Annotated in this window: 21 protein-coding genes and 2 riboswitches; of the genes, 3 read left to right on the top strand and 18 right to left on the bottom strand. The window is 41.5% G+C overall.

Annotation, left to right across the window (positions count from 1 at the left end):
- Positions 1-30 precede the first annotated feature (30 nt).
- From AC6CHU_RS25105 to AC6CHU_RS25095, 3 genes are read right to left on the bottom strand one after another with little or no spacing between them, the layout of a single operon-like run.
- Positions 31-621, bottom strand: a complete 591-nt coding sequence (locus AC6CHU_RS25105) for an NADPH-dependent FMN reductase (protein ID WP_159862942.1) — start codon at positions 619-621, stop codon at positions 31-33.
- A 17-nt stretch (positions 622-638) separates the two neighbouring features.
- Positions 639-1,487: a VOC family protein gene (locus AC6CHU_RS25100; protein WP_251284429.1), complete on the bottom strand. Its 849-nt coding sequence runs from the start codon at positions 1,485-1,487 to the stop codon at positions 639-641.
- 18 nt (positions 1,488-1,505) lie between these two features.
- Complete coding sequence (locus AC6CHU_RS25095; RefSeq protein WP_159862940.1) at positions 1,506-1,907, bottom strand: DoxX family protein; 402 nt, start codon at positions 1,905-1,907, stop codon at positions 1,506-1,508.
- 151 nt (positions 1,908-2,058) lie between these two features.
- On the opposite strand from AC6CHU_RS25095, the gene AC6CHU_RS25090 reads away from it, so the two are divergent.
- Entirely contained in the window at positions 2,059-2,370 is a 312-nt protein-coding gene (locus AC6CHU_RS25090; RefSeq protein ID WP_159862939.1) for a winged helix-turn-helix transcriptional regulator, read from the top strand.
- Between the two features lie 205 nt (positions 2,371-2,575).
- Here the strand turns inward: AC6CHU_RS25090 and AC6CHU_RS25085 are convergent, their stop codons facing one another.
- Positions 2,576-3,445, bottom strand: coding sequence for a 5'-methylthioadenosine/S-adenosylhomocysteine nucleosidase (locus AC6CHU_RS25085; RefSeq protein ID WP_159862938.1), 870 nt, complete (start codon positions 3,443-3,445; stop codon positions 2,576-2,578).
- 127 nt (positions 3,446-3,572) lie between these two features.
- Positions 3,573-3,676, bottom strand: a riboswitch (purine riboswitch).
- A gap of 131 nt (positions 3,677-3,807) precedes the next feature.
- Entirely contained in the window at positions 3,808-5,160 is a 1,353-nt protein-coding gene (gene brnQ / locus AC6CHU_RS25080; protein WP_159862937.1) for a branched-chain amino acid transport system II carrier protein, read from the bottom strand.
- Positions 5,161-5,453: 293 nt separating this feature from the next.
- Between brnQ and AC6CHU_RS25075 the strand changes: the two genes are divergently transcribed.
- Positions 5,454-6,113 carry a GntR family transcriptional regulator gene (locus tag AC6CHU_RS25075; protein ID WP_159862936.1) on the top strand — a complete coding sequence of 220 codons (660 nt, stop codon included), beginning with the start codon at positions 5,454-5,456 and terminating at the stop codon, positions 6,111-6,113.
- Positions 6,114-6,158: 45 nt separating this feature from the next.
- Here the strand turns inward: AC6CHU_RS25075 and clpP are convergent, their stop codons facing one another.
- The 9 genes from clpP to AC6CHU_RS25030 form a co-directional block, all read right to left on the bottom strand.
- Positions 6,159-6,740, bottom strand: a complete 582-nt coding sequence (clpP, locus tag AC6CHU_RS25070; protein WP_159862935.1) for an ATP-dependent Clp endopeptidase proteolytic subunit ClpP — start codon at positions 6,738-6,740, stop codon at positions 6,159-6,161.
- A gap of 26 nt (positions 6,741-6,766) precedes the next feature.
- Positions 6,767-7,441 carry a sigma-70 family RNA polymerase sigma factor gene (locus AC6CHU_RS25065; protein ID WP_159862934.1) on the bottom strand — a complete coding sequence of 225 codons (675 nt, stop codon included), beginning with the start codon at positions 7,439-7,441 and terminating at the stop codon, positions 6,767-6,769.
- Positions 7,442-7,603: 162 nt separating this feature from the next.
- Complete coding sequence (locus AC6CHU_RS25060) at positions 7,604-8,803, bottom strand: phosphoglycerate dehydrogenase (RefSeq protein ID WP_159862933.1); 1,200 nt, start codon at positions 8,801-8,803, stop codon at positions 7,604-7,606.
- A gap of 66 nt (positions 8,804-8,869) precedes the next feature.
- Positions 8,870-8,948, bottom strand: a riboswitch (ZMP/ZTP riboswitch).
- 677 nt (positions 8,949-9,625) lie between these two features.
- The gene (locus AC6CHU_RS25055; protein WP_498123093.1) at positions 9,626-10,345 is read right to left on the bottom strand and encodes a polymer-forming cytoskeletal protein; all 720 of its coding nucleotides are present in this window, start codon (positions 10,343-10,345) and stop codon (positions 9,626-9,628) included.
- A gap of 11 nt (positions 10,346-10,356) precedes the next feature.
- On the bottom strand, positions 10,357-10,980 hold the full coding sequence (locus tag AC6CHU_RS25050; RefSeq protein WP_498123092.1) for a YhbD family protein: 624 nt from the start codon (positions 10,978-10,980) through the stop codon (positions 10,357-10,359).
- Positions 10,981-11,179: 199 nt separating this feature from the next.
- A complete protein-coding gene (locus tag AC6CHU_RS25045) occupies positions 11,180-11,938 on the bottom strand; it encodes a GNAT family N-acetyltransferase (protein WP_498123091.1) in 759 nt (252 codons plus the stop codon).
- Between the two features lie 20 nt (positions 11,939-11,958).
- Positions 11,959-12,510, bottom strand: coding sequence for an MEDS domain-containing protein (locus tag AC6CHU_RS25040; RefSeq protein ID WP_498123090.1), 552 nt, complete (start codon positions 12,508-12,510; stop codon positions 11,959-11,961).
- Between the two features lie 148 nt (positions 12,511-12,658).
- Positions 12,659-13,690 carry a DUF3231 family protein gene (locus AC6CHU_RS25035; RefSeq protein WP_159862928.1) on the bottom strand — a complete coding sequence of 344 codons (1,032 nt, stop codon included), beginning with the start codon at positions 13,688-13,690 and terminating at the stop codon, positions 12,659-12,661.
- 56 nt (positions 13,691-13,746) lie between these two features.
- Positions 13,747-14,085, bottom strand: coding sequence for a YolD-like family protein (locus tag AC6CHU_RS25030; protein ID WP_159862927.1), 339 nt, complete (start codon positions 14,083-14,085; stop codon positions 13,747-13,749).
- Positions 14,086-14,229: 144 nt separating this feature from the next.
- On the opposite strand from AC6CHU_RS25030, the gene AC6CHU_RS25025 reads away from it, so the two are divergent.
- Positions 14,230-16,407: an FUSC family protein gene (locus AC6CHU_RS25025; RefSeq protein ID WP_498123088.1), complete on the top strand. Its 2,178-nt coding sequence runs from the start codon at positions 14,230-14,232 to the stop codon at positions 16,405-16,407.
- 94 nt (positions 16,408-16,501) lie between these two features.
- Here AC6CHU_RS25025 and AC6CHU_RS25020 read toward each other — a convergent pair whose 3' ends face one another.
- The 4 genes from AC6CHU_RS25020 to AC6CHU_RS25005 all read right to left on the bottom strand — a co-directional run bounded on the left by AC6CHU_RS25020 (position 16,502) and on the right by AC6CHU_RS25005 (position 20,257).
- Positions 16,502-18,628, bottom strand: coding sequence for a heavy metal translocating P-type ATPase (locus AC6CHU_RS25020; RefSeq protein WP_159862926.1), 2,127 nt, complete (start codon positions 18,626-18,628; stop codon positions 16,502-16,504).
- A complete protein-coding gene (locus AC6CHU_RS25015; RefSeq protein ID WP_159862925.1) occupies positions 18,621-18,989 on the bottom strand; it encodes an ArsR/SmtB family transcription factor in 369 nt (122 codons plus the stop codon). Before AC6CHU_RS25015 ends, AC6CHU_RS25020 begins: the two co-directional genes overlap by 8 nt.
- 119 nt (positions 18,990-19,108) lie before the next feature.
- The gene (locus AC6CHU_RS25010) at positions 19,109-19,378 is read right to left on the bottom strand and encodes a DUF1450 domain-containing protein (RefSeq protein ID WP_159862924.1); all 270 of its coding nucleotides are present in this window, start codon (positions 19,376-19,378) and stop codon (positions 19,109-19,111) included.
- A gap of 27 nt (positions 19,379-19,405) precedes the next feature.
- Positions 19,406-20,257: a 2OG-Fe(II) oxygenase gene (locus AC6CHU_RS25005; RefSeq protein WP_498123085.1), complete on the bottom strand. Its 852-nt coding sequence runs from the start codon at positions 20,255-20,257 to the stop codon at positions 19,406-19,408.
- Between the last annotated feature and the right edge of the window lie 551 nt (positions 20,258-20,808).

Below are 20,808 nucleotides of genomic sequence, written 5' to 3'. Positions count from 1 at the left end.
AAGCAGAACCTCGAGGGTTCTGCTTTTGCTTTATCTAATGGTTTTTAATGCCCCGCTCCAGGTAATCACCTGGTCCATCATTGCGTTCACATTATTGAGATGAAGATCTTGAGGTTTAAATACTGTGCCATTTTCAAAATCAGTAAATAAGGATAAGGTTGGATGTGTGCGGACATCAGCGATCATTAATTCTCCCATAATCCCGCGCAGATGTTCAGCAGCCCGCGCCCCGCCTGTTGACCCATAGCTTACAATTCCAGCGGCTTTATTATTCCAAGGTTCACGGGCCAGATCAAGTGCATTTTTTAACGCCCCTGTAATACTGTGGTTGTATTCCTGAACAATGAAGATGAATCCATCCAGACTGTTAATCTTTTCATTCCATGCTGCAATTCCTGGCGAATCCGCTTCACCTAAGAATGGCAATTTGAAATCTGCTATATCTACAATCTCATAATTGGCATCCCCGCGTTTATCAGCAATTTCTTTTACCCATGAACCGACCTGTGGGCTGACTCTCCCCTGACGTGTGCTTCCTAAAATAATTCCGATGTTTAATTTTTCGCTCATTGTTTCTGCCTCCTTAGATTTTTTTCCAAATAGTTTAGCTAAAAAACCCATGACTCACACCACCTTATTTAAACTCCTAAAATAATTCGATTTCCTGAAGGGTCCTTCGTAATCACCTGGTTATTTTCTACTGCTGCAGGCGCGCCAAGACTTTTCAGATTTTCTACTGCCTGATCTATTGCTGCTTCGTTTTCATAAATGAGCTTGAAGGATTGAAGACCCGCACTATTTTCTGAAGGCTTCGGAGCTCCAACCCCATTCCATGTATTCAACCCAATGTGATGATGGTATTTTCCACTTGAAATGAATAATGCCTGACTGCCATATCGGCAGACCACTTCAAACCCAAGTCCCTCTGTGTAAAATTTCTCGGTATTCGCCATTTCAGCCACATGTAAATGAATATGTCCCATGACCGTTTCAGCGGGCAAGCCCTTCCATGACTGCTGCTGCCCTATGGAAAGCAGGTCAGGAAAGTCCAGCGGGTCGACGGTCATCATGACTTCCCCATTCTTCCAAGTCCAATCCGAGGGGCTGCGGTCAATATATATTTCTATGCCATTGCCATCCGGATCAGACAAATAGAGCGCCTCACTGACAAGGTGATCAGAGGAACCGATTTGAATCCCTTTCTCAACGAAATGGCGAACGATTTTAGCCAAATCTGTGCGCTTTGGCAGCAGCAGAGCGAAATGATACAAACCAGTTGTTCTTCCCATTTTAGGTTCAGCGTTTTCAGGCTGTTCGATCGTAAGCAATGCTGTTTTGCCATCAGCAGTAAGCTCGGCAGCTCTATCTGTTTGAGTTAGCACTTTAAATCCGATTACGTCTTGATAGAATGCAAGGGACCGCTGCAGATCCTGAACCTTGATATTAACCTGCGCAACAAAGGTAATCGGTTTTTGATGAAAGTTCATATTAGTTTACTCCTCCTGTTATTTTGCCGTTGATTGTAACTTGCTCCCAAGTGACAGCGGTGATTCCTTCGCTAAAACAAAATAAATCGATGCGGCAAGCAGAATTACATCCAATTCATACCCGGCCATTTGGCCATTCCCTAAAAGACCTAGGGGCAATTTAGCAGTAAAGATAGCTACCAGCATGATAACAGCAAATAACACTGAAACTATTCTTGTGCCGATGCCCAAAATAAGCGCTATGCCCCCTGCCAGCTCGACCACGGCGACAATATAAGCCATAAAGCCAGGAATGCCAATACTGTCGAAGAAACCGGCTGTATTGCTGATGCCTCCCTGAAATTTTGATAATCCATGAATAAAGAAAATAAATCCTAAAATAGCACGCAGAATGAACTGGCCTAATTCGTTTTTGTTCATGTTGATTCCTCCTTGGTTAATTGCGTTAGTTACTTACTTTATGTAAGTTAGTATATTATTTAAATTTAGTGTCGTCAAGTAATTATTTTATTATTAGTTATTTAATAATTTTTGGTTTATACTTATAATAAGTAAACAAGGAGTGATAAGGATGGAGAAATCACTAATATGTCCAAGATTCGAAAAAGCCATCGGCATCTTGAGCCAGCGCTGGACCGGATTGATCATCTATCAGTTGCTTAACGGGCCACAGCGGTTCTGCAGCATCGAATCCTCTATCGGGATAAGCGGCAAAGTTCTTTCAGACCGGCTAAAAGACCTGGAAAATGAGGGAGTCGTAAAACGCAATGTCTACCCTGAAACTCCTGTAAGGATTGAATATTCCCTAACAGAAAAAGGCCTTGCGATGGAGCCGTTAATGAAAGAAATAGAAAAATGGTCGCAGACCTGGTTAGAAGCATAAAAAAAGAGTCTTCCCGCTGGGGGAAGACTCTTTTTTTGACTTATTATTTTGGTGGCAGGTTATGGCTGAATTTGTGCCGGAATTCGGACTTAGAAAACTGAATTTTCGCCCTTTGTGTCCAAAGGTAGATCAGGTTCTGACTCTAAACCCTAGATTTCCGCTAATAGTGTCCGAATCCCTTACAACTCCAATTACCGATTTCTAATTATTTACCCTTAACCTCTTTAATATACTGCTTCACAACTTCATATACATAATCCTGGTTTGCTGCTGCAGTATTGGGATCGTATTTGCCCCCGTTTGTCTTGTTATTGGAGAGGACGCGAATTCCCATGAATGGAACATCATATGCTCCTGCAATCTGCGCTGCTGCGGCACCTTCCATTTCTTCCACGGATGTTTCGTAGTTTTCGTGGAACCAGTTGATGCGGTCTACTTCATTGTTCCAAAGGTCTGCAGAACCAATCGTTCCTTCAACTACTTTACCTTTTGTATACTTATCTTTTACAGCTTTGGCTGCGGCCAGCAGATCTTCATCGCCTTCAAAGTAGCGGATCTTTTCCGCATTAGGGTCTTCCCCTGCACTTCCTTCAGAAGCCATCAGGTCCATCGGAATCCAATTGGTTGGTTCGATTCCTTCTCCTTTTTCCAAATTCCCAGTTTTCATAGATCCGATATTGACTGTTCTTTCGCCTAATACAATATCATACACATTCAAGCTCGGATCATGGCCGCCTGAAGTTCCCTGATTGATGATGGCAGCAGGATCATATTTTTCAATAGCGATCGCGGTAGCGGCTGCTGTATTTTCCATGCCCTTACCTGTCTTTGCAACGATGACTGGATACTTGTCCAATTTTCCTTTATAGAAAACAAAGTTCCCTGATTTTTCAATTTTAACCTTGTCTAATCGCTGGGCAAATTTTTCTGCCTCAATCGGCATTGGCCCTTGGATAAGGATTGGTTTTTGGGCTCCTTCTGCCTCTGTTTCAAATTTTGGTGCTGAAGTGCACCCTGCAAGCATAGATACAGACATGACTGCAACTGCAGCGATTGATGCTAATTTCTTTTTCATATTATGTTCTCCCCTTCTCCTGTTGTCTGATGTACCCGCAGGGCTGGTAATAGAAAAAGGCCTGAAAAAAGCAGAATGATTTCTACCTTCCAGACCATAGAGTTAAAGCAGCTGCAATAGTATACAGCTTTTCTATACTTTAACCCGTAGTCCGGTTCTTTCAATGGGAACCAGGTAGAAACGCTCAGACCATATTACCGAGCATATACGAGTGATTAAATTCATAATTTACTTTGCTAATATAACAAATAATTCGTTTGAACGCAACCTAAAAACGAACATTTAGTCCAATAATACTATTTAACATTCGTGATTCGCAATTCCACAAAAAACCTCCAGCTAAAAACTGGAGGTCGCACTTATTATGCAGCTTTCTTCGCATCAGAAGAATTTGACTGGCTGCCGCCCTTTATGGCAGCAACACCAAGACCAATAATACCACCTGCTAAGGATGGGATGATCCACCCTAATCCAACATCATATAAAGGGAGAATAGCAGTAAATAGGTCATTGATTGGCGCGAATGTAATGCCTGCTGCATTTAAACCATCAAACAAACTTACCACGAAGGTGAAAAGCATGCTTCCCTGATAAACTTCTTTCCTTCCTTTGAAAATCGGATGAAGGAATGTAAGAGCCATCAGTGCAATTGCTAATGGATAGATTCCAACCAATACAGGTACGGAAATGGCAATCAGTTCACTTAATCCAAAGTTGGCAAAAATTGTACTGAAAATGGATAAAACAATTACAAACATTTTGTAAGACACTTTTGGCATCAATTTATTGAAGTATGAAGAACAAGCTGTAATCAGACCGATGCTGGTAGTCAAACATGCACCAAATACAATAACACTTAAAAGCAGTGCACCTAAGGAGCCAAAGTAATGTGAAGACGCACCTGATAGAACAGCACCGCCATTATCCAATGCTCCCAGACCGCTGACACTTGACGCTCCAATAAAGGAAAGCGATGTATAAATAAGTGCTAAAAGACCTGAAGCAATTAAACCTGCTTTAGCAATGGATACCATAATATCTTTTTTGGTTGCAGCGCCTTTTTCCTTTACTGCATTTACGACAATGATACCAAATACAAATGCTGCAAGAGCATCCATTGTCAGATAACCTTCCTGGAAACCTTTAAAGAACGCACCGTTCAAATAAGCTTCAGTCGGAGCCTGGAATGCACCCATTGGATTAATGAATGCAGCACCGATCAAAACGGCAATTACAATTAAAAGAATTGGTGTTAGATATTTTCCTACAATATCAACAATCTTTGAAGAGTTCAAAGAGAAAAATGCTGTAATTCCAAAGAAGATAATTGAAGTTATAATTAAGCCGATTGAACTACTTCCTTCTGATAGATAAGGCTTAATGCCGATCTCGAATGAAACTGTAGCTGTTCTCGGTATGGCAAAAAGCGGTCCAATTGATAAGTATAGGGCTACTGTAAAAGCTAGTCCGAACACTGGATTTACACGGCTTGCCAATGATTGAAGATCACTTTTTCCCGAAAAGCCCAAAGCCATTATTCCCAGGAGCGGCAAGCCTACGCCTGTAATAATGAAGCCCGCATTCGCTGACCATACATTTGTACCTGCCGACTGGCCAAGCATTGCAGGGAAAATTAAGTTTCCTGCCCCGAAAAATAAGGCAAAGAGCATAAAACCAACTGTCACAATATATGATAATGGTATTTTGCTGTTCATTTCATTTCCTCCTATTAATGTGGATAAGTTATACAATACTAACAGTCTATTAAATTTAAATCTTCTGAAAAATTATAGCACTGTAATATTTTTATTTTTTCACGCTAGTAATATATTGCATAACTCAAGATAACATATTCAAAATGGTTATGCAATATATCGCATAAAACTTTTTGTCGAATCATGCGATATATTGAATTTTTCAAGTTTCTTCTATATACTAAATATATATCTATTGGAAATAACTTTAAAATCCTAGCAAAATTGCAAGATATGAAAAGGTGGTTACAGCTATGCCGATACCCTCCAATTATTCATCACCTACCCGTATATCCGCTAAAGATCGCGCCTTCTCCCAAATCCAGGAGTGGATTATTGACGGCACACTTCAGCCGAAGGAAAAATTGAATGACGCTGATCTTGCCAAAGCATTAGGAGTCAGCCGAACGCCTATCAGAGAAGCGCTTCAGCTGCTAAATGTTCAGGGATTTGTCGAAATGTTTCCGGGTGTAGGAACTCAAGTTACTTCAGTGAACCCTGAAGATATCAGCAAGATCCTGCCTCCTTTAGGTGTGCTGCAGGCGCTTGCAGCTGAACTGGCCGCACCTGTTGTCAGCCAGGAAACCATTAATATTCTTCGGGATATTAACCATAAATTCGCTAAAGCTTTAATGGCAGGAGATACCTTCACAGCTTTGAAAAAGGATGAGAAGTTTCATAATATCATTATTGACCTTGCAGAAAATCCATATATTTCGAATACAGCTTCCATGCTGCAGGCTCATGTCATGCGGCTATACTATAATAAAACCATTATTTTAAAAGAACGTTCCATTCAAGAACATGAAGATATATTAAAAGCATTTGAACAAAAAGACAGAGAAAAGGCCGGGCATATTGCTCGTGTTAATTGGCTTCGTGCGATTGACGAGTACTACTCTGTTGAAAAATGATCAAACTCAAAAAAGCAGCCTCCAACGGCTGCTTTTTCTATTTATCTAGCTTTTATAAATTATTTCATCGATAATCCCGTATTCCTTTGCTTCTTCGGCTGTCATGAAGTAATCGCGGTCCGTGTCCCGTGCTACTTTTTCTGCTGGCTGGCCGGTTCTATCTGCAATTATTCCATTTATGTGCTCCCTCAGTTTTAAAATCCTCTTCGCCGAAATTTCGATTTCAGTAGCCTGCCCTCTTGCTCCTCCAAGCGGCTGGTGAATCATGATCTCACTGTTCGGCAGACTGTAGCGCTTGCCCTTTTTCCCTGCAAGCAGAAGCATCGCTCCAAAGGATGCTGCCATTCCTGTGCAAATCGTCCGGACATCTGGCTTTATATATTGGATGGTGTCAAAGATGGCAAACCCTGCAGTTGTAGAACCGCCAGGACTATTAATATAAAGCGAAATATCCTTATCAGGGGATTCCGCTGCAAGAAATAGCAGCTGCGCAATCACACTATTGGCAACGGAATCATTGATTTCTTCACCAATCATGATAATTCGGTCTTTCAAAAGCCGTGAGTAAATATCGTAGGAGCGTTCTCCCCTGCTGGACTGCTCAATGACATATGGTATTGCTGTCATCTGTATCCCTCCTGTTCTTTGCGGATCTATGCCGCCATACAGAGAGTATTAGAAGGAGATGAAACACGCAGAACAGGCTTCTTCGCATGGCTTTCCAGAGATTGCAGGAAAGGAATCGACTTTATAAGGATGGATGGGTCCTCTGATGCCACTGAATGATGCAACAGTTGAAAAAGCTTTTCTTCCTCCTCATTTGCAAAAGCTTCTAAAGACTTATCTTCAACCGGATGCTGAAGCCGCTTCCGTGCACGGTTCAGCGTGGACTTCACTGCAAATTCAGTAGTCTGAAGAATATCTGCAATTTCTTTTGTTTTGTATCGGAACCCTTCCTTCATTGTAAAAATAACGGCCTGCTTTGCGGTCAGCCGATTTATTAGATGGCTGACTGCTTCTCCTTCAGTCGAGCTGGAATTCCTCTTTTCACCTTCAGGGGACTCCTCCAGCTGCTCCCGCTTTCTATTTCGAAGAGTGTCAATCCAGCAATTGTAAACAATCTTCTTTAAAAGCGCCTGATTAATTTTCTCAGGGGCATAATTTTTATAGGCGCGGACGATTGCTTCATGAGCCAGATCGTCCCCATCCCAGCGGTTTTGTGCAAGAAACCGGCTATATCTCTGCAGTGAAGGATAGATATCTGCCATACAGCTTTCCCTCTGCTTGAAGGTATTACTTGATTCAGCCTGAACTTTCCCATGCTTCATAAACCTGCTCACTCCTTTAATACATCTCTGCCTCTATAACGGGATAAGAAAGCAAAAAGATACGGGGGATTTAAATTTTTATCAGTTTATTCTTAGCATCGACGAAACTATACTGTGCAGATACAAAAAAGCCTCAATCCCGGCGGAATTGAGGCTGCATTTTTATATAACCCGTGATGTGATAATGCCTTCAATCTGATTAATCTGTTCAAGCAATCCAGGAATCACATCGCCATTGACTTTATTGTCGATATCAATCATGGTATACGCATATTCACCGCGGCTGCGGTTCACCATGTCTGCGATGTTAAGCTGGTAGCTTGAAATGGCAAGGGTGATTTGGCCGACCATGTTTGGAATGTTTTTATGAAAAGCAGTAACACGCCGCTTGCCGGTGTAAGGAAGCGCAGCATTTGGGAAATTCACTGAGTTTTTGACATTGCCTGTTTCAAGGAAGTGCTTCACCTGTCTTGCTGCCATGACTGCGCAGTTTTCCTCTGATTCTTTTGTTGATGCACCAAGGTGCGGAATGGCCACTGCGTTTTTCATTTTCAGGATATTCTCATTTGGGAAATCTGTAATATATTTGCCCACTTTTCCGCTTTCAAGGGCAGCTGTCATATCAGCTTCATTCACAAGCTCTCCGCGTGAGAAATTGAGAATGTGAACACCCTTTTTCATCATACCAAACGCAGCTTCATTGAACATTTCCCTTGTATCATCGGTTAACGGAACATGGACAGTGATGTAATCAGATTCTGCAAACACCTGCTCAATGCTCATGGCACGCTGTACATTGCGGGACAGATTCCAGGCCGTATCGACAGAAATGAATGGATCAAAGCCAATAACATCCATATCAAGTTCAAGTGCATCATTGGCCACAAGTGCCCCGATTGCTCCTAACCCGATGACGCCGAGTGTTTTGCCTTTAATTTCTTTCCCGACAAATTGCTTCTTCCCTGCTTCTACAAGCTTAGGGATCTGTTCTCCTTCACCTTTCAGCGTTTTCGTCCAGGCGATGCCGGCAAAAAGATTCCGTGATGACGCCATTAAGCAAGTAAGCACCATTTCTTTAACAGCATTCGCATTAGCACCAGGTGTATTAAACACGACAATTCCCTGCTCAGTGCATTTCTCCACCGGGATATTATTCACGCCTGCACCCGCACGGGCGATTGCTCTTAATTGATCCCCAAATTCCATTGAATGCATATTAAAGCTGCGAAGAACAATCGCATCAGGATTGTCGCTTTCATTATCAATAGTAAAATAATCCTTGTTAAACACTTCCAGACCGCTTGGCGCAATGGCATTTAGTGTTTTAATGGTCTGCACTTTGTCTAAAGTCATGATACTCACTCGATTCTCCCCTTTTCAACTAACTTTGTCAGATTTTAAACAGAAAGAGGCAAGGGTAGAATCCCTTACCTCTGCCCAGGCGAACGGCTTCGACACTATGTGCTCCCCCGCGGTTATCCGCGTCTCGCCAGTTACACATAGCCTTTTCGGTTTTTTAAATCTTATCAAAGTCTTCTGAAAACTTCAACCCATTGAAGCGCTTACATTATAAAAAATTTTATTTATTTTTCCGATGAATAATAAAGTATATTTTTTTGAATTTGTACATTATGCTCGAGAACAGGCTAATTGTACAATTAATCGCTTTTAAGTCAAGTGTAATGATTTATTTTATTTTCTCTGTTCCATCCTGCTTCAACAAGACGAATGATATATATAGCAGCTGGAGAGAATAAAGCAATCTTAAAGAATGTATTCGAATCCGGGATAGAATAGACAAAAAAGGAAGGTTTAGCGGAAGTGCCGTAAAAATGAACGATAACCACTGTGCTTTTTGATATGTACTTATTAAGGAAAGAATAACTCCAATGATGCCTATAACCGTAAGAAGCGTGAAATCATTAATACCTGGGGTGGCATTAACGTAAACTGCATAGGATAAAAAAATGACTGATATCAAAATCATAAAAACGATCCGGATTGATTTTTTGTTCATAAAAAAAATACAAACTCCTTTTATGCATTGGAAGGACAGCCTTTATATCCCCGGGGGATAGCAAAACTCGGGCCTCTTAATGGTAACAATAAACAGTGATAACGTCCAAACTAATTTCTTTTCAAAAACAGCAAAAAAACCTAACCAGTCAGTTAGGTTTCAACTTTCTATATTAACCGTGATTCCTTTACCTCAGAATCTGGTGAACACTCGTACTCACCAGAGTATTCCACAAGTCCAATTTCGCAATTTTTGCCGATCTTGACATTTTTCCCTCTGACGACCAGAGCTGAGGTGCCCTCGAGTTCGATGTCATCCCCTTCAATTAATTCTGCCTCAAGCTTGAGGGGGAAGATTGATTTAATCAATTTGAACAGGCTTTCTCTATGCTGTGCTACTTTTATGACTCTTCCGCCAATCTCTTTCGCTTTACTTTCTCCAAATAGTTTAATATCAATTGTTTCGGCATTCAGCAAACCTTCTATCTTAAATGCCCCTTCTGCACGGAAAACCTCTGCTTCACAGTCTCCTGCAATTTTCGCTTTCCCGTTTATTACCATTTCATCACTTTTTGCAGGGCCTCCGATAGAGGAGCTGCCGGCTACCTCAAGCTTTTGGCACAGGACAGCTTCTGAAATGGAGGCAGAGCCATTGACCGATAAGGTTTCAGCTTTAACTGCACCATGTATCTTGGCTGCACCGCTGATTTTTCCTTTTTCGGTTTTTACGTTTCCATGGATTGTGCCGGTGCCATTGCAATTGAATTTCTCACATTCTATGTCATTATTTACTGTTCCCTTACCATTGATCTCAACTTTATGAAAAGCTCCGCCATTAACCGATCCAACTCCATTAATGATTAAGTTCCCCAGTGCTTTCGTTTCCAACGCAATTCCTCCTAAGTCAATTTAGATTTTAATTCTTCTGCACACTGCTCTATCGATATAGAGGCAGCCAATTTTGTTCCTTTTTCAAGAAGGACCCCTTCCCCGCTCATTGAAACCAGACAGCTGGATATCCCGAGTTTTCGTATGAAGCAAATCACAGCCTTTGGCTGCTGCAGTATTTTTTGATGATCATTCAGCAGCTGAAGAAGCATCTTCCCTTCCTCCATATGGATATCCCCCGCTTCCAGCAAGTTGGAAAGAATATAAAGCTTCAGGACTTCATGATAATTGAATTCGTTCATTTCCCCCTGTGTTTCAAGAAAGATATTCATAACAGGCTCAGAAACGATTCCTTTTTCATTTAGACTCTCTTTTGTCAGCTTTAGATTTGAAGCACTTAGTGAAAACAAATCAGCAAGCTCATCCAATGAGAGACTATCCTTCATCTTCTGCACCTTTTCAACCCGTTCGAGAATTTTTTCTTTTGGAAAAAATGTCTCCTGTCCTGTAAAAGTTGATTTACGGACAAACCAATCCTCAGGTATCAGGTTCTTCCTTTTCCATCGGTAAAGCTGGCCATATGAAATACCCGTTAAATCCAATACCTCTTTTTTAGAAATTAATTCATCGCTCAATTCCAGGACTCCTTTCTGTTAATTTGATTGTAACATAACACTGTTACGTTTAAAATATTATTTTCTTCTTAATTTCATGGGTTTTTTCGACAAAAAATTCGTATTTTAGTGGGAAATCAATAGTATTTGTATCTTTTTAAGTGAAACAATGTTCTATTCACACAAAAAAACCTGGCTCCATAAGAACCAGGTTCTCCCTTTATTCGTATACTTTTAATAGGTTATACTGCTTTCCTAAATACAGGTAATTTTGCCTGCGGTACATTTCTTTTGGGGTATCATCTCCATCAGCGACAAGAATGATTGTTCTATCCTTAAACTGATCCATCACTGATTTCTGCAGGCGGCTGCCGATGCCTTTTTTCTGAAATTCCTCATGGACCATCAATCCATCAATTTCAGCTGTTCGTTCTTTAATTATGACATCAACTGAACCGGCAGCTTTCCCCTTATAAAATGCAATAAACTGCTGAATGCTTTTATCTCTGTAATTTCTAAGATGCTGTGCCTTCTTTTTCTCTGCAAAATTTACCCCATAGACCGAATCATGCTCATACTGAAATTCCAAATAATCATTCCATGTTTCATCCGTAACATTTTCCACTATGATTTCTTCCTTTACATGGACTTCCGGAAAATCACCCGGAAGGATGGCAAATAACTCTAAGAAGCCAATTGTATAATCCTCATCTTTCTGAAAGTACGCCAAAAGCTCTTCAGAAAGCTCCTCGTCATCCGGAAAATAAAATCTAACATGCTTTTGGCCATATTTCTGATGAAAATCCCGCAGATACTGATGCGCCTCCTCAAACTCCTGAACGGAAGGCATTCTTTTAAAGGAAATAAAATTGCTGTCATACTGAAGGAGCATGTCAGGGTTATGGTTGTGAATAAATAGTTCATTTTCGAGAACTGTATGTCCCGGTTTATAAATATCTTGAAAAGTAATCTTTTCCATCGGTTTCTCCTGCAATTATTTTAAAGGTATTTATACTCTTTATCTGTTATAAGCACATCATGACAGCGCAGCAGACTTTCCTTTAATTCCAGAGGGGTGCTGCAGTTATCATAGGCACACAGGGAAATCAGGCCCTGCTGAGCAATGGCTTTGTCTATATTCTTTTCATATTGTTCCACTAATGGAATGTAGTCCTTCACATTTCCCCATTCGACCAGACCCCATGTAAATATCTTATGGCTTCTATCTAAATAAGGCTGAATGTTTTTAAGAAAAAAACTGAACACTGTATCAGGATTAAAATTACCGTTGGTGTAATAAAAATCATAATTATTCATAAAGTGAACCCTGCTTAATTCCTCTTTTCCTAACAAATTAGTTAATTCTTTATCAATATGAAAATAATGGCGGTCATTATCCACAAACAAGACATGTCCGCCGCATCTTATACCGGCAGTTATGTAGGAGACCGCATTTTGGATATAGCAATCCATGTCATCATAGTGGTAAAGAATATGGCCTCCGTTAGACTTTTGCATATCCTCAATTAAATCCGTTAACAATTCATTCATTGATAAGTCCCCTTATAACGAAAAAATGTTTGATGTAATATACCGCTCACTCCTTTCCTCCATTATATCTAAAAATTGAAAATTATGCAGGTTTTGCGGTCAATATAAAAACCCGGGGAGAGTTCCCCGAGTCTGCTGCAATATTAAACTAATTCCCCATAGAGTTATTCTCCGCGTGAGGAGGCTGTTCAAGCCAGCTTTTCTGAATCATTAAATTCCCAGCGTCTTCTGAAAATGCAGTTACTTTCATGATAGACTTAGCATAAAGAAGAGCCAGATCCCGTCTTCCATTAACAGCAGCCGAATTGGCAAATGATCTGATTTTCATGGAGAACATGTCTGCCTTATGGAACAGCATCAATTTATCGGAAAAAGGAGCAAATGCAGAATCTGTAACTAAATGGTCTAATACCGAGGGAGACGGCAAATTCTCTTTATGAAGCTTTTCTCTCAACTGGTCGACTGTTTTTTCTGTTATCTCCAATCCTTTTATTAGCAGGTTTTGTACCTTTACATCTTTTGCTACCTGTGAAAAGCCGATTAAGAGCGCTTTGCTGGTGACGTTATTTTCTATATTATCGTATAAATGTGTTATTTCGAGTGCATGCAATGGCCGCACCTCTCCTAAAAAACCTTTAAAATAACTTGGATTTTCTATAAATTTCACTTTATTAGGCACACGCAGCCAGGGAGGCTTTATGAGCAAGCCCTTTTCGATTAACACCTTGTTGATCTGTACCAGAAGCTCCCCAGTTGTCGTTGATGCACTCATAAAAAAATCAAGAACATCTTCCCTCATAACTAAAGGTATTGCGACCCCGTACAGGCTTAATCCCGCCTTGGCTGCATATTTTATGTAATGCAAAAAAAATTCGTCTTCAAACAGTCTTGGAGCATCAAGATTAACATCCTTGTCTGTAAAGCCTATGGGAATCGGAAAATCTTCCTGTTCTAAAATAGCTGATATATCATTCAAAAAAGATTCACTTAAATAAAGCCCGTTTTGGAGGACAAATTTAATATCTTTGTCTTCAACATGCTTAAGGAAATAGCGCAGAATATTTGCTGACATGCTATTCCCCATATACGTTGCCCACAGCTTACCCATTTCCGCAGAGGTCAGCTTTTGGCCCTTATCAAATTTTTCTGTTTTGAGCTTTAGCGGCTTCAGCTTATACATAAACAGCTCCTATTGGTCATTTTTCAAATAGCTTTTCACCATCTAACAAAGATTATTCATTCTTCCACTACTGCCCCGGCTATTTCGTCAAAGCTGATCTTCTCAAGATCCCCGCTCTCCAATTCCATATAGATCTTTCTGCTTATGCCATCCAGTCTGTTTATTCTCCCTTTATACTCGCGGAAAAATCCGTCCCTCCAGACTTTTACTTTCAACTGATAAGCAAATTCCATTGCATAATGAATTTTGTTTTCAAACTCCTCCAATTCGTATTCATCAATTTGGGGCTTGCTTTGCGCCAGTTGTTCCCTTTCCAAATTCTTTAGCATCGCCCGATGTTCCGGCATGAAGTGAGCAGGCTGCCATTTTATTTTTCCTCTATCTTTTAGCGGCATAATAAATCCCTCCATACCCTATTATAGAACATTTGTTCTGTTTTTAAACCAAAAAATCAGAAATTGCTTAAGTTGGTTCATTTGGATAATAAAAGTACGAATGGTAAAATACATTTTAACTCTCTAAAAAAGATTGGTGAAACAATGAAGCAGCTGCAAACTAAACACAGGTGGCTCGGACGCATGCTGGCATCCGACCCCGGACTTATCCGATTTCAAAAAGCCGGACGGGCTACATTAAGTTTAATGGCGTCAGTCTTTACAACTTTATTTCTTATGAAATTGGCTGGTGCCGATGCCGCTGGTGCCCTTACTCCGGCAATTGTTTCCGGAATGGCCGGCATGCTTGGCATCATGATTGTGATGGATGACTCTAAAAAAGGGAAAATGCTCACAACCGGCTTGCTGGGATTTTCAGCTATAGCGGGGATATCGATCGGTGCACTGCTGGCAGAAAGCACAATCTTTACCGATATTTCAATGGCTCTAATAATATTCTTAAGTTTTTACTTAACCCGCTTTGGGGTTCGCTATTTTTCATTATGCATGATCGGATTCATGACTCTTTATTTCTCATCTATTCTGAAATTATCGGGCAGTGAGCTTCCCTCCTTTTACTTCGGCATCTGGATTGGGATCTCGTATGCTTTCCTGTTTAATTTCATCCTTTTTCAGAACACCTCGAAAAATCTGAAAAGAAGCATCCGCTCCTTTCATTTCCAAAGTAATTTAACATTCAATCTCTTAATTGAGGGGATTCAGGAAAAGAGCATGACTGCTCATCAGCGGGAAGAATTGCGGAGAAACGTGCTGAAGCTCAGGGATTATGCTGTAATCGTGTCTGAGTATATCAATGAGGATGATGTACAAAAATTGTGGCCCGGGCTGACCCCTTCTCAGCTGAGATTATATATCTTTGATACGGGAATGCTGATTGAAACCCTGACTGATTCCATCCGGAGCTTAAAAAAAGCGAATGCCCTTGACATTGATGAGCTAAGAAACCTTCTGGTATGGGTCACCCGCTCTCTGCGTGACGCTGAAGTTCTTGCACATAAATATGAAGAACAAAATCTCCGTGAAGCAGAGCTTGCTGTACAGGCTCTTCGCCTGCTGATAATGGATTTGTTCAACAGGGAAGACAAACCGGCAGGATGGCTTTACTTAATCAGGCGGATTGAGTCCCTTGCAAACCATGTCATTGAGGGTGGCATAACCATACAGCAGGCTCTTCATAAAGTAAAAGACAATGAAATAAAGGCAGCTGAAGAGACACCGGATGGAGAAGAAACATCTACAGAGGATAAGAGCATAAAACCTTCCACCAAAAAGGCGTTTCAGGCATTGACTGCTGCCATCATATCCATCATAGCCGGGCAGATTCTTTCGCCTGACCAGCCATACTGGGTTCTTTTGACCGCCTTTATCGTATTACTCGGAACCGAGTCAATCGGGCGCATATATACAAAAGGTTTTCAGCGCTCAGTTGGAACGATTTTAGGGGCAGTGATTGGATTTACGCTTGCCAGAGTGGTCAGCGGGCATTCTGTACTGGAAATCACGCTCATTTTTGCAGCGGTTTTCTTCTCTTTTTATTTATTTGAAGTGTCTTATACATTAATGAGCATGTTTATTACAATGCTGGTCGCATTTATGTATGATCTTTTACTTGGCGGAATTTCATTCTCCCTTATCAGTGCGAGGGTGATCGATACCATTGCCGGTGCCGGCATTGCATTCGGCGTTTCTCTATTTATTTTTCCAAAGAAAACGAAGGACAAAGTGACCGATACGCTCAATGATTACCTGCAAGAACTGAAACCGTATGTTACGGCGTATGTGCGAAGCTTCCGGGAAGATGTGAATGTGAAGGAGCTTTCAGGCAAAGGCTTCTTATTGGATCAAAAGCTGAAAACCATAAACGTTGAAGCGCAATCACTGATAAAGAAACCCGGATCTCCGCGCCATACTGACGTTAACAGGTGGATCACCATGTTTTCAGCCATTAATTACTATGCCAGACATCTGGTGGCTTCCTCCTACCGGAAAGGATTCGACTATCCCGATGAACTGGTCGATGTGTTCATAAGGATTGAGGAGAAACTGGAATTAAATATTGAAACATTAATGGATCTGATTAAAGAAAGTGGAGATGGTACTCTTGTTTATAGTCTGGACCGGGAAAGAGAACTGATTGAACGATTGGCGCCAACAAGGCAGCAATCCCAGCGTGATTTAATTCATCACCTTTATTTCATCTGGAGAATCAACAAAGCGATTATGGAATTAGCAGAAGAGCTTGGTGCAGGGAAGGAGCAATAATGCTCCTTCTTTTTTTGCAGGCAGATAAATCATCATTCAAGCCAAATATACCGCAAAAAAAGAGTCATGCACGAAAGCATCACTCTCAATATCTTCATTTTTTTATTTTGAGAAGCCGCAGACTATTCAAGGTGACCAGCAGGGTTGCTCCCATGTCCGCGAAAATGGCAATCCATAAGGTCAGCCAGCCCGGAATAACCAGCAGTATGGCAATCGCCTTGATTCCAAGTGAGAACGTAATGTTCTGCTTGATGATCCTCAACGCTTTTTGGCTGAGTTTAATCGTATAAGGCAATTTGCTCAAGTCATCTGACATTAGCGCAATATCTGCTGTTTCGAGGGCAGTATCGGTTCCGGCACCGCCCATGGCAATCCCAACAGACGCAGCAGCAAGGGCAGGCGCATCATTGACCCCATCCCCGACCATTGCCACACTTTGATGGGATGCACGCAGATCTTTTATAAAAGCCAGTTTATCCTGCGGCAGCAAATCTGCTTTAATCTCTGAAACTCCGGCTTGCTTTCCGATCTCTAATGCCGTTCTCTGATTGTCGCCTGTCAGCATGACGGTTTTAATTCCCATATCATTCAGTTTGCTGATGACCGTTTTCGAATGATCCCTTATTTCATCTGCAACAGCTATTAAAAGCAGAATTTCGCTTGCTGTTCCGAGAATCATAACCGTTTTACCCTGGGTCTGCAGATCTGCAATCTGCTTTTGAATATTGCTTTCCATGCCGTTATGAAGCTCTTCAAACAAATTAGGGCTGCCAGCATAATAAAGGACACCATTTATTGTGGCTTTTACTCCCTTTCCAGTAATAGAGGTAAATTCCTCTGTGTCGAGCCCAGTAAAATCTGCGCCTGTTTCTTCTGCTTTTTTCATGATGGCAGAGGCTAGGGGATGCTGTGACCCTTTCTCTATGGCAGCAGCGATTTGCAGCAGCTGTTTTCCGTTTTCATTAATAGTGATCATGTCTGTAACGGCAGGAACACCTTTTGTTAAAGTGCCTGTCTTATCAAATGCAATCGATTTAAGCGCCCCAGTTTCCTCCAGGTGGATTCCGCCTTTAATAAGAACACCGTTTCTAGCTGCATTTCCAATGGCTGTAACGACCGCTACCGGTGTAGACACGACAAGTGCGCACGGACAGCCGACAACCAGAGCGGCAAGCCCCTGGTAAATCCACTCGTTCCAATTCCCGCCAAACAGCGGAGGAATCACGGCTATTAAAAATGCTAAAACAATGATGGCAGGCGTATAATACCTGGCAAACTTGTCGACAAACTGCTGGGATGGCGCTTTTTCCGCCTGTGCTTCTTCTACTAAATGAATGATCTTGGCAATAGTGGTGTCTTCAGCAAGCTTTGTGACTTCTACCTCAAGCAGTCCCTCTTCATTTAATGTACCTGCATAAACCCCATCACCTGCATTCTTAACTGCGGGCACGCTCTCTCCTGTAATCGCTGCCTGATTCAGGGAAGAGGTTCCTTTAATGACCACACCATCCATGGCCAATTTTTCACCCGGCTTCACAATCATGATGTCGCCAACCTGAATATCATCCACATGAATCCGCATTTCTTCATTTCCCCGTTTGATTAATGCTTCATTAGGGGCAATGTCCATCAGTGATTCAATGGACTGGCGTGCTTTTTCCATTGAGAAACGCTCAAGGGCTTCACTAATGGCAAAGAGGATGACAACCATTGCTCCTTCTCCCCACTCACCAATAATCGCTGCTCCAATAATGGCGATCGTCATCAGGGTGCTCATGTCAAAGTTCAATCTTGCCAGGTTTTTGAAGCCTTTCAGGAATAAAGTATAACCGCCTATGATAATTGCTGCTGCATACCCAGTAATCGGATATAAATGATTCTCTCCATACTGTTCGCTCAAAAACCAGCTGGTAACAAGAATTAAGGATGAAATATATACTTTATAGTTGGATTTCTGCTTCCAGAATGGCTCGCGCTCCACCGCTTTTTCCTTCTCTGCGCGCAGCTTCAGATTTTCGAAGGCACCGGCTTTTTCGACCGCCTTCATTGAAGCTGTTCCTGTGACAGTTATTTTGGAAGCTCCAAAATTCACATTCGCATCTAAAACGCCATCCAGGCGTTTCACGTTCTCTTCGAACGTCTTGGCACAGCCTGCTCAGGAAAAGCCCTGAACACGGTAGGTTACCGTCTCTTTCTCCGCAATTCCAGCTTGTTCAGACATTGGTTTTCACCTCACTTCCGTGTTCAAGCGCAATCATTATTAATTGTTTGATATGATCATCATCCAATGAATAAAAGGCCAGCTTCCCTTCTTTCCGGAACTTAACAATCCCCTGCTTATGCAAAGTGCGCAAATGGTGGGATGCCGTTGCCACTGTTGCGCCAATAATATTGGCAATATCACAGACACACAGCTCTTCGTCCCGGCTTAGTGCATATGAAATTTTCGCCCTGTTCTCATCCGCTAAAGCCTTAAATAATTGGGCAGCTCCCGAAAGGTTTTCCTTTCCCAAGTCCCCCTGAATGCGGTTCACTTTTTCTTCATCAAAGCAGTAAATATCGCATGTATCTTTAGAGCCCATTCTGATCTCCCCTTATTATTCAAACATTCATTTGAATAAATTATACCCCGCCTGCGAAATTATTCAAACAATTATTTGAATATTGTATGAAAAAAGGAATCGGATTGCTCCGATTCCTTTTATTTCTTTACTTCTTCCTTCAGTTTTATCAATAATTCATTCGAATTCTCAGCTGCAATCAGTTTTCCGTCCACTACTGCATAGGGAGATTGCCTGCATTCTTTGCATTTACTCTGGCATTCGTATTCTTTATAGTTAATATTCTTCCGGCTCAAGAATTGATTAAATTCAGATAAGTTTTCTTCTTTTAAAAATTCATCCAGATTCCGCTGGCAAAATTCTATTGAAGATGTTTTTTGCTTTGAGAATAGTTTGTTGATGAGTTTCACCTGATCAAACTTCCTTTTGAGTTTACTTTAAACGCGCTGGTAAATATTACTTTCCCTTATCCATTTGGTTGCTGCCCATTTTTCTCCCTTTTTGACGGGAAGACTGCTATGGACTGACAGCCGGTCCAGCTGCCCTTGCTGATTGGCATAATGAAAGTAAATGGCCGACCCCTTTTTGGGAACTATCGAGAGTCCGGCTTTTGAAAAGACGGTTTCACCGCCCTCAGACACATCGTTCAAATAGATTAGGAAAGTGCCAACCCGCTGCCCGCCTTTGCTGCTATCCACCATATGGGGAGGGAAGAAATCAAAATGAGGCTTATATTCCTCACCCAATCCATAGTTTAGAATCTGAAGGCCTTCACCATTTTCTGCCGGATAACCCGTCAATGCGGCGATTCTCTTTTCAATTCTTTCGACCAGCTTATTTTCCCTGAAGCGGAAAGCCATGCTCCTGCTTGTTCTGCCGGAGCCTGCCCGTTCTTCCCCAGAACCTGTATCCACCACACGGGATGGCTGCAGGCTGCTCCTCGAAAGACTGATAAGCTCATCACATTCTTCTGAGCTGAGCACAGAGTCCAAATGGAGAACAAACGGCTTTTCATTCCTGGAAAGGACTTTGACTTCCCTGTCACCGGCATGCAGGATGTTCCCCTTCCTGCCTATTTCGGGTACTTCATAATTATATCGAATCTGCTGCCCTTCTGTCGTCCCAATTGCTTCATTTCCAACAATTTTAAATAAAGTCTCATAAGCAAACCGGCTATCGAACCCCTTCTTGATCAGCGCATTCGCAAGTGAAATCGGACTCACTTCATTTTTTAGCGCACCTGTAATCCAATCCTTCAGTTCGTCTGATATCTGCATAATCTTCGCCATCATATTCCCCCTGTTTGACTCACTGAAATACTGCCGTCCGAAAATAGAAATATATGTATATTATTATACTATTAATATAGAAGGAACTGAATACATTTACCTGGCAATTTAGAAGATTGGAATTTTAGTCTGCAAGATATGTTGATATATTTTGATGCTGCTCTCTGTTTCATCTTCATTCCAGCAACTTTTTCACGCTGCTCTCATTTTCGGCTTCAAGACTTACTAATGGCGACCTTTCTCTTGCTGCTGCACTTATTTTCGGCTCCATGACTGCTCTATGATGACCTTATTCTTCATGCTGTTCTCATTTTCGGATTCATGACTTACTCATGGCGACCTTTCTCTTGCTGCTGCACTTATTTTCGGCTCCATGACTGCTCTATGGCGACCTTTTTCTTCACGCTGTTCTCATTTTCGGATTCATGACTTACTCATGGCGAACTTTCTCTTGCTGCTGCACTTATTTTCGGCTCCATAACTGTTCTATGACGACCTTTTTCTTACGCTGTTCTCATTTTCGGATTCATGACTTACTCATGGCGACCTTT

The organism is Cytobacillus sp. GQ23 (assembly GCF_059758675.1).
Note: the sequence above shows the minus strand (reverse complement) of the source record. Positions and strands in the feature narration are given on the sequence as shown.

What these genes read in the sequence shown, in the direction of transcription:
- AC6CHU_RS25005 (WP_498123085.1), bottom strand. Translation starts at nt 20,257, where the DNA reads ATGGCGAAGATTATGCAGATATCAGACGAACTGAAGGATTGGATTACA.
- AC6CHU_RS25015 (WP_159862925.1), bottom strand. Translation starts at nt 18,989, where the DNA reads ATGGGCTCTAAAGATACATGCGATATTTACTGCTTTGATGAAGAAAAA.
- AC6CHU_RS25025 (WP_498123088.1), top strand. Translation starts at nt 14,230, where the DNA reads ATGAAGCAGCTGCAAACTAAACACAGGTGGCTCGGACGCATGCTGGCA.
- AC6CHU_RS25095 (WP_159862940.1), bottom strand. Translation starts at nt 1,907, where the DNA reads ATGAACAAAAACGAATTAGGCCAGTTCATTCTGCGTGCTATTTTAGGA.
- AC6CHU_RS25085 (WP_159862938.1), bottom strand. Translation starts at nt 3,445, where the DNA reads ATGAAAAAGAAATTAGCATCAATCGCTGCAGTTGCAGTCATGTCTGTA.
- AC6CHU_RS25030 (WP_159862927.1), bottom strand. Translation starts at nt 14,085, where the DNA reads ATGCCGCTAAAAGATAGAGGAAAAATAAAATGGCAGCCTGCTCACTTC.
- AC6CHU_RS25065 (WP_159862934.1), bottom strand. Translation starts at nt 7,441, where the DNA reads ATGAAGCATGGGAAAGTTCAGGCTGAATCAAGTAATACCTTCAAGCAG.
- brnQ (WP_159862937.1), bottom strand. Translation starts at nt 5,160, where the DNA reads ATGAACAGCAAAATACCATTATCATATATTGTGACAGTTGGTTTTATG.
- AC6CHU_RS25100 (WP_251284429.1), bottom strand. Translation starts at nt 1,487, where the DNA reads ATGAACTTTCATCAAAAACCGATTACCTTTGTTGCGCAGGTTAATATC.
- AC6CHU_RS25105 (WP_159862942.1), bottom strand. Translation starts at nt 621, where the DNA reads ATGGGTTTTTTAGCTAAACTATTTGGAAAAAAATCTAAGGAGGCAGAA.
- clpP (WP_159862935.1), bottom strand. Translation starts at nt 6,740, where the DNA reads ATGACAGCAATACCATATGTCATTGAGCAGTCCAGCAGGGGAGAACGC.
- AC6CHU_RS25075 (WP_159862936.1), top strand. Translation starts at nt 5,454, where the DNA reads ATGCCGATACCCTCCAATTATTCATCACCTACCCGTATATCCGCTAAA.
- AC6CHU_RS25035 (WP_159862928.1), bottom strand. Translation starts at nt 13,690, where the DNA reads ATGTATAAGCTGAAGCCGCTAAAGCTCAAAACAGAAAAATTTGATAAG.
- AC6CHU_RS25040 (WP_498123090.1), bottom strand. Translation starts at nt 12,510, where the DNA reads ATGAATGAATTGTTAACGGATTTAATTGAGGATATGCAAAAGTCTAAC.
- AC6CHU_RS25045 (WP_498123091.1), bottom strand. Translation starts at nt 11,938, where the DNA reads ATGGAAAAGATTACTTTTCAAGATATTTATAAACCGGGACATACAGTT.
- AC6CHU_RS25090 (WP_159862939.1), top strand. Translation starts at nt 2,059, where the DNA reads ATGGAGAAATCACTAATATGTCCAAGATTCGAAAAAGCCATCGGCATC.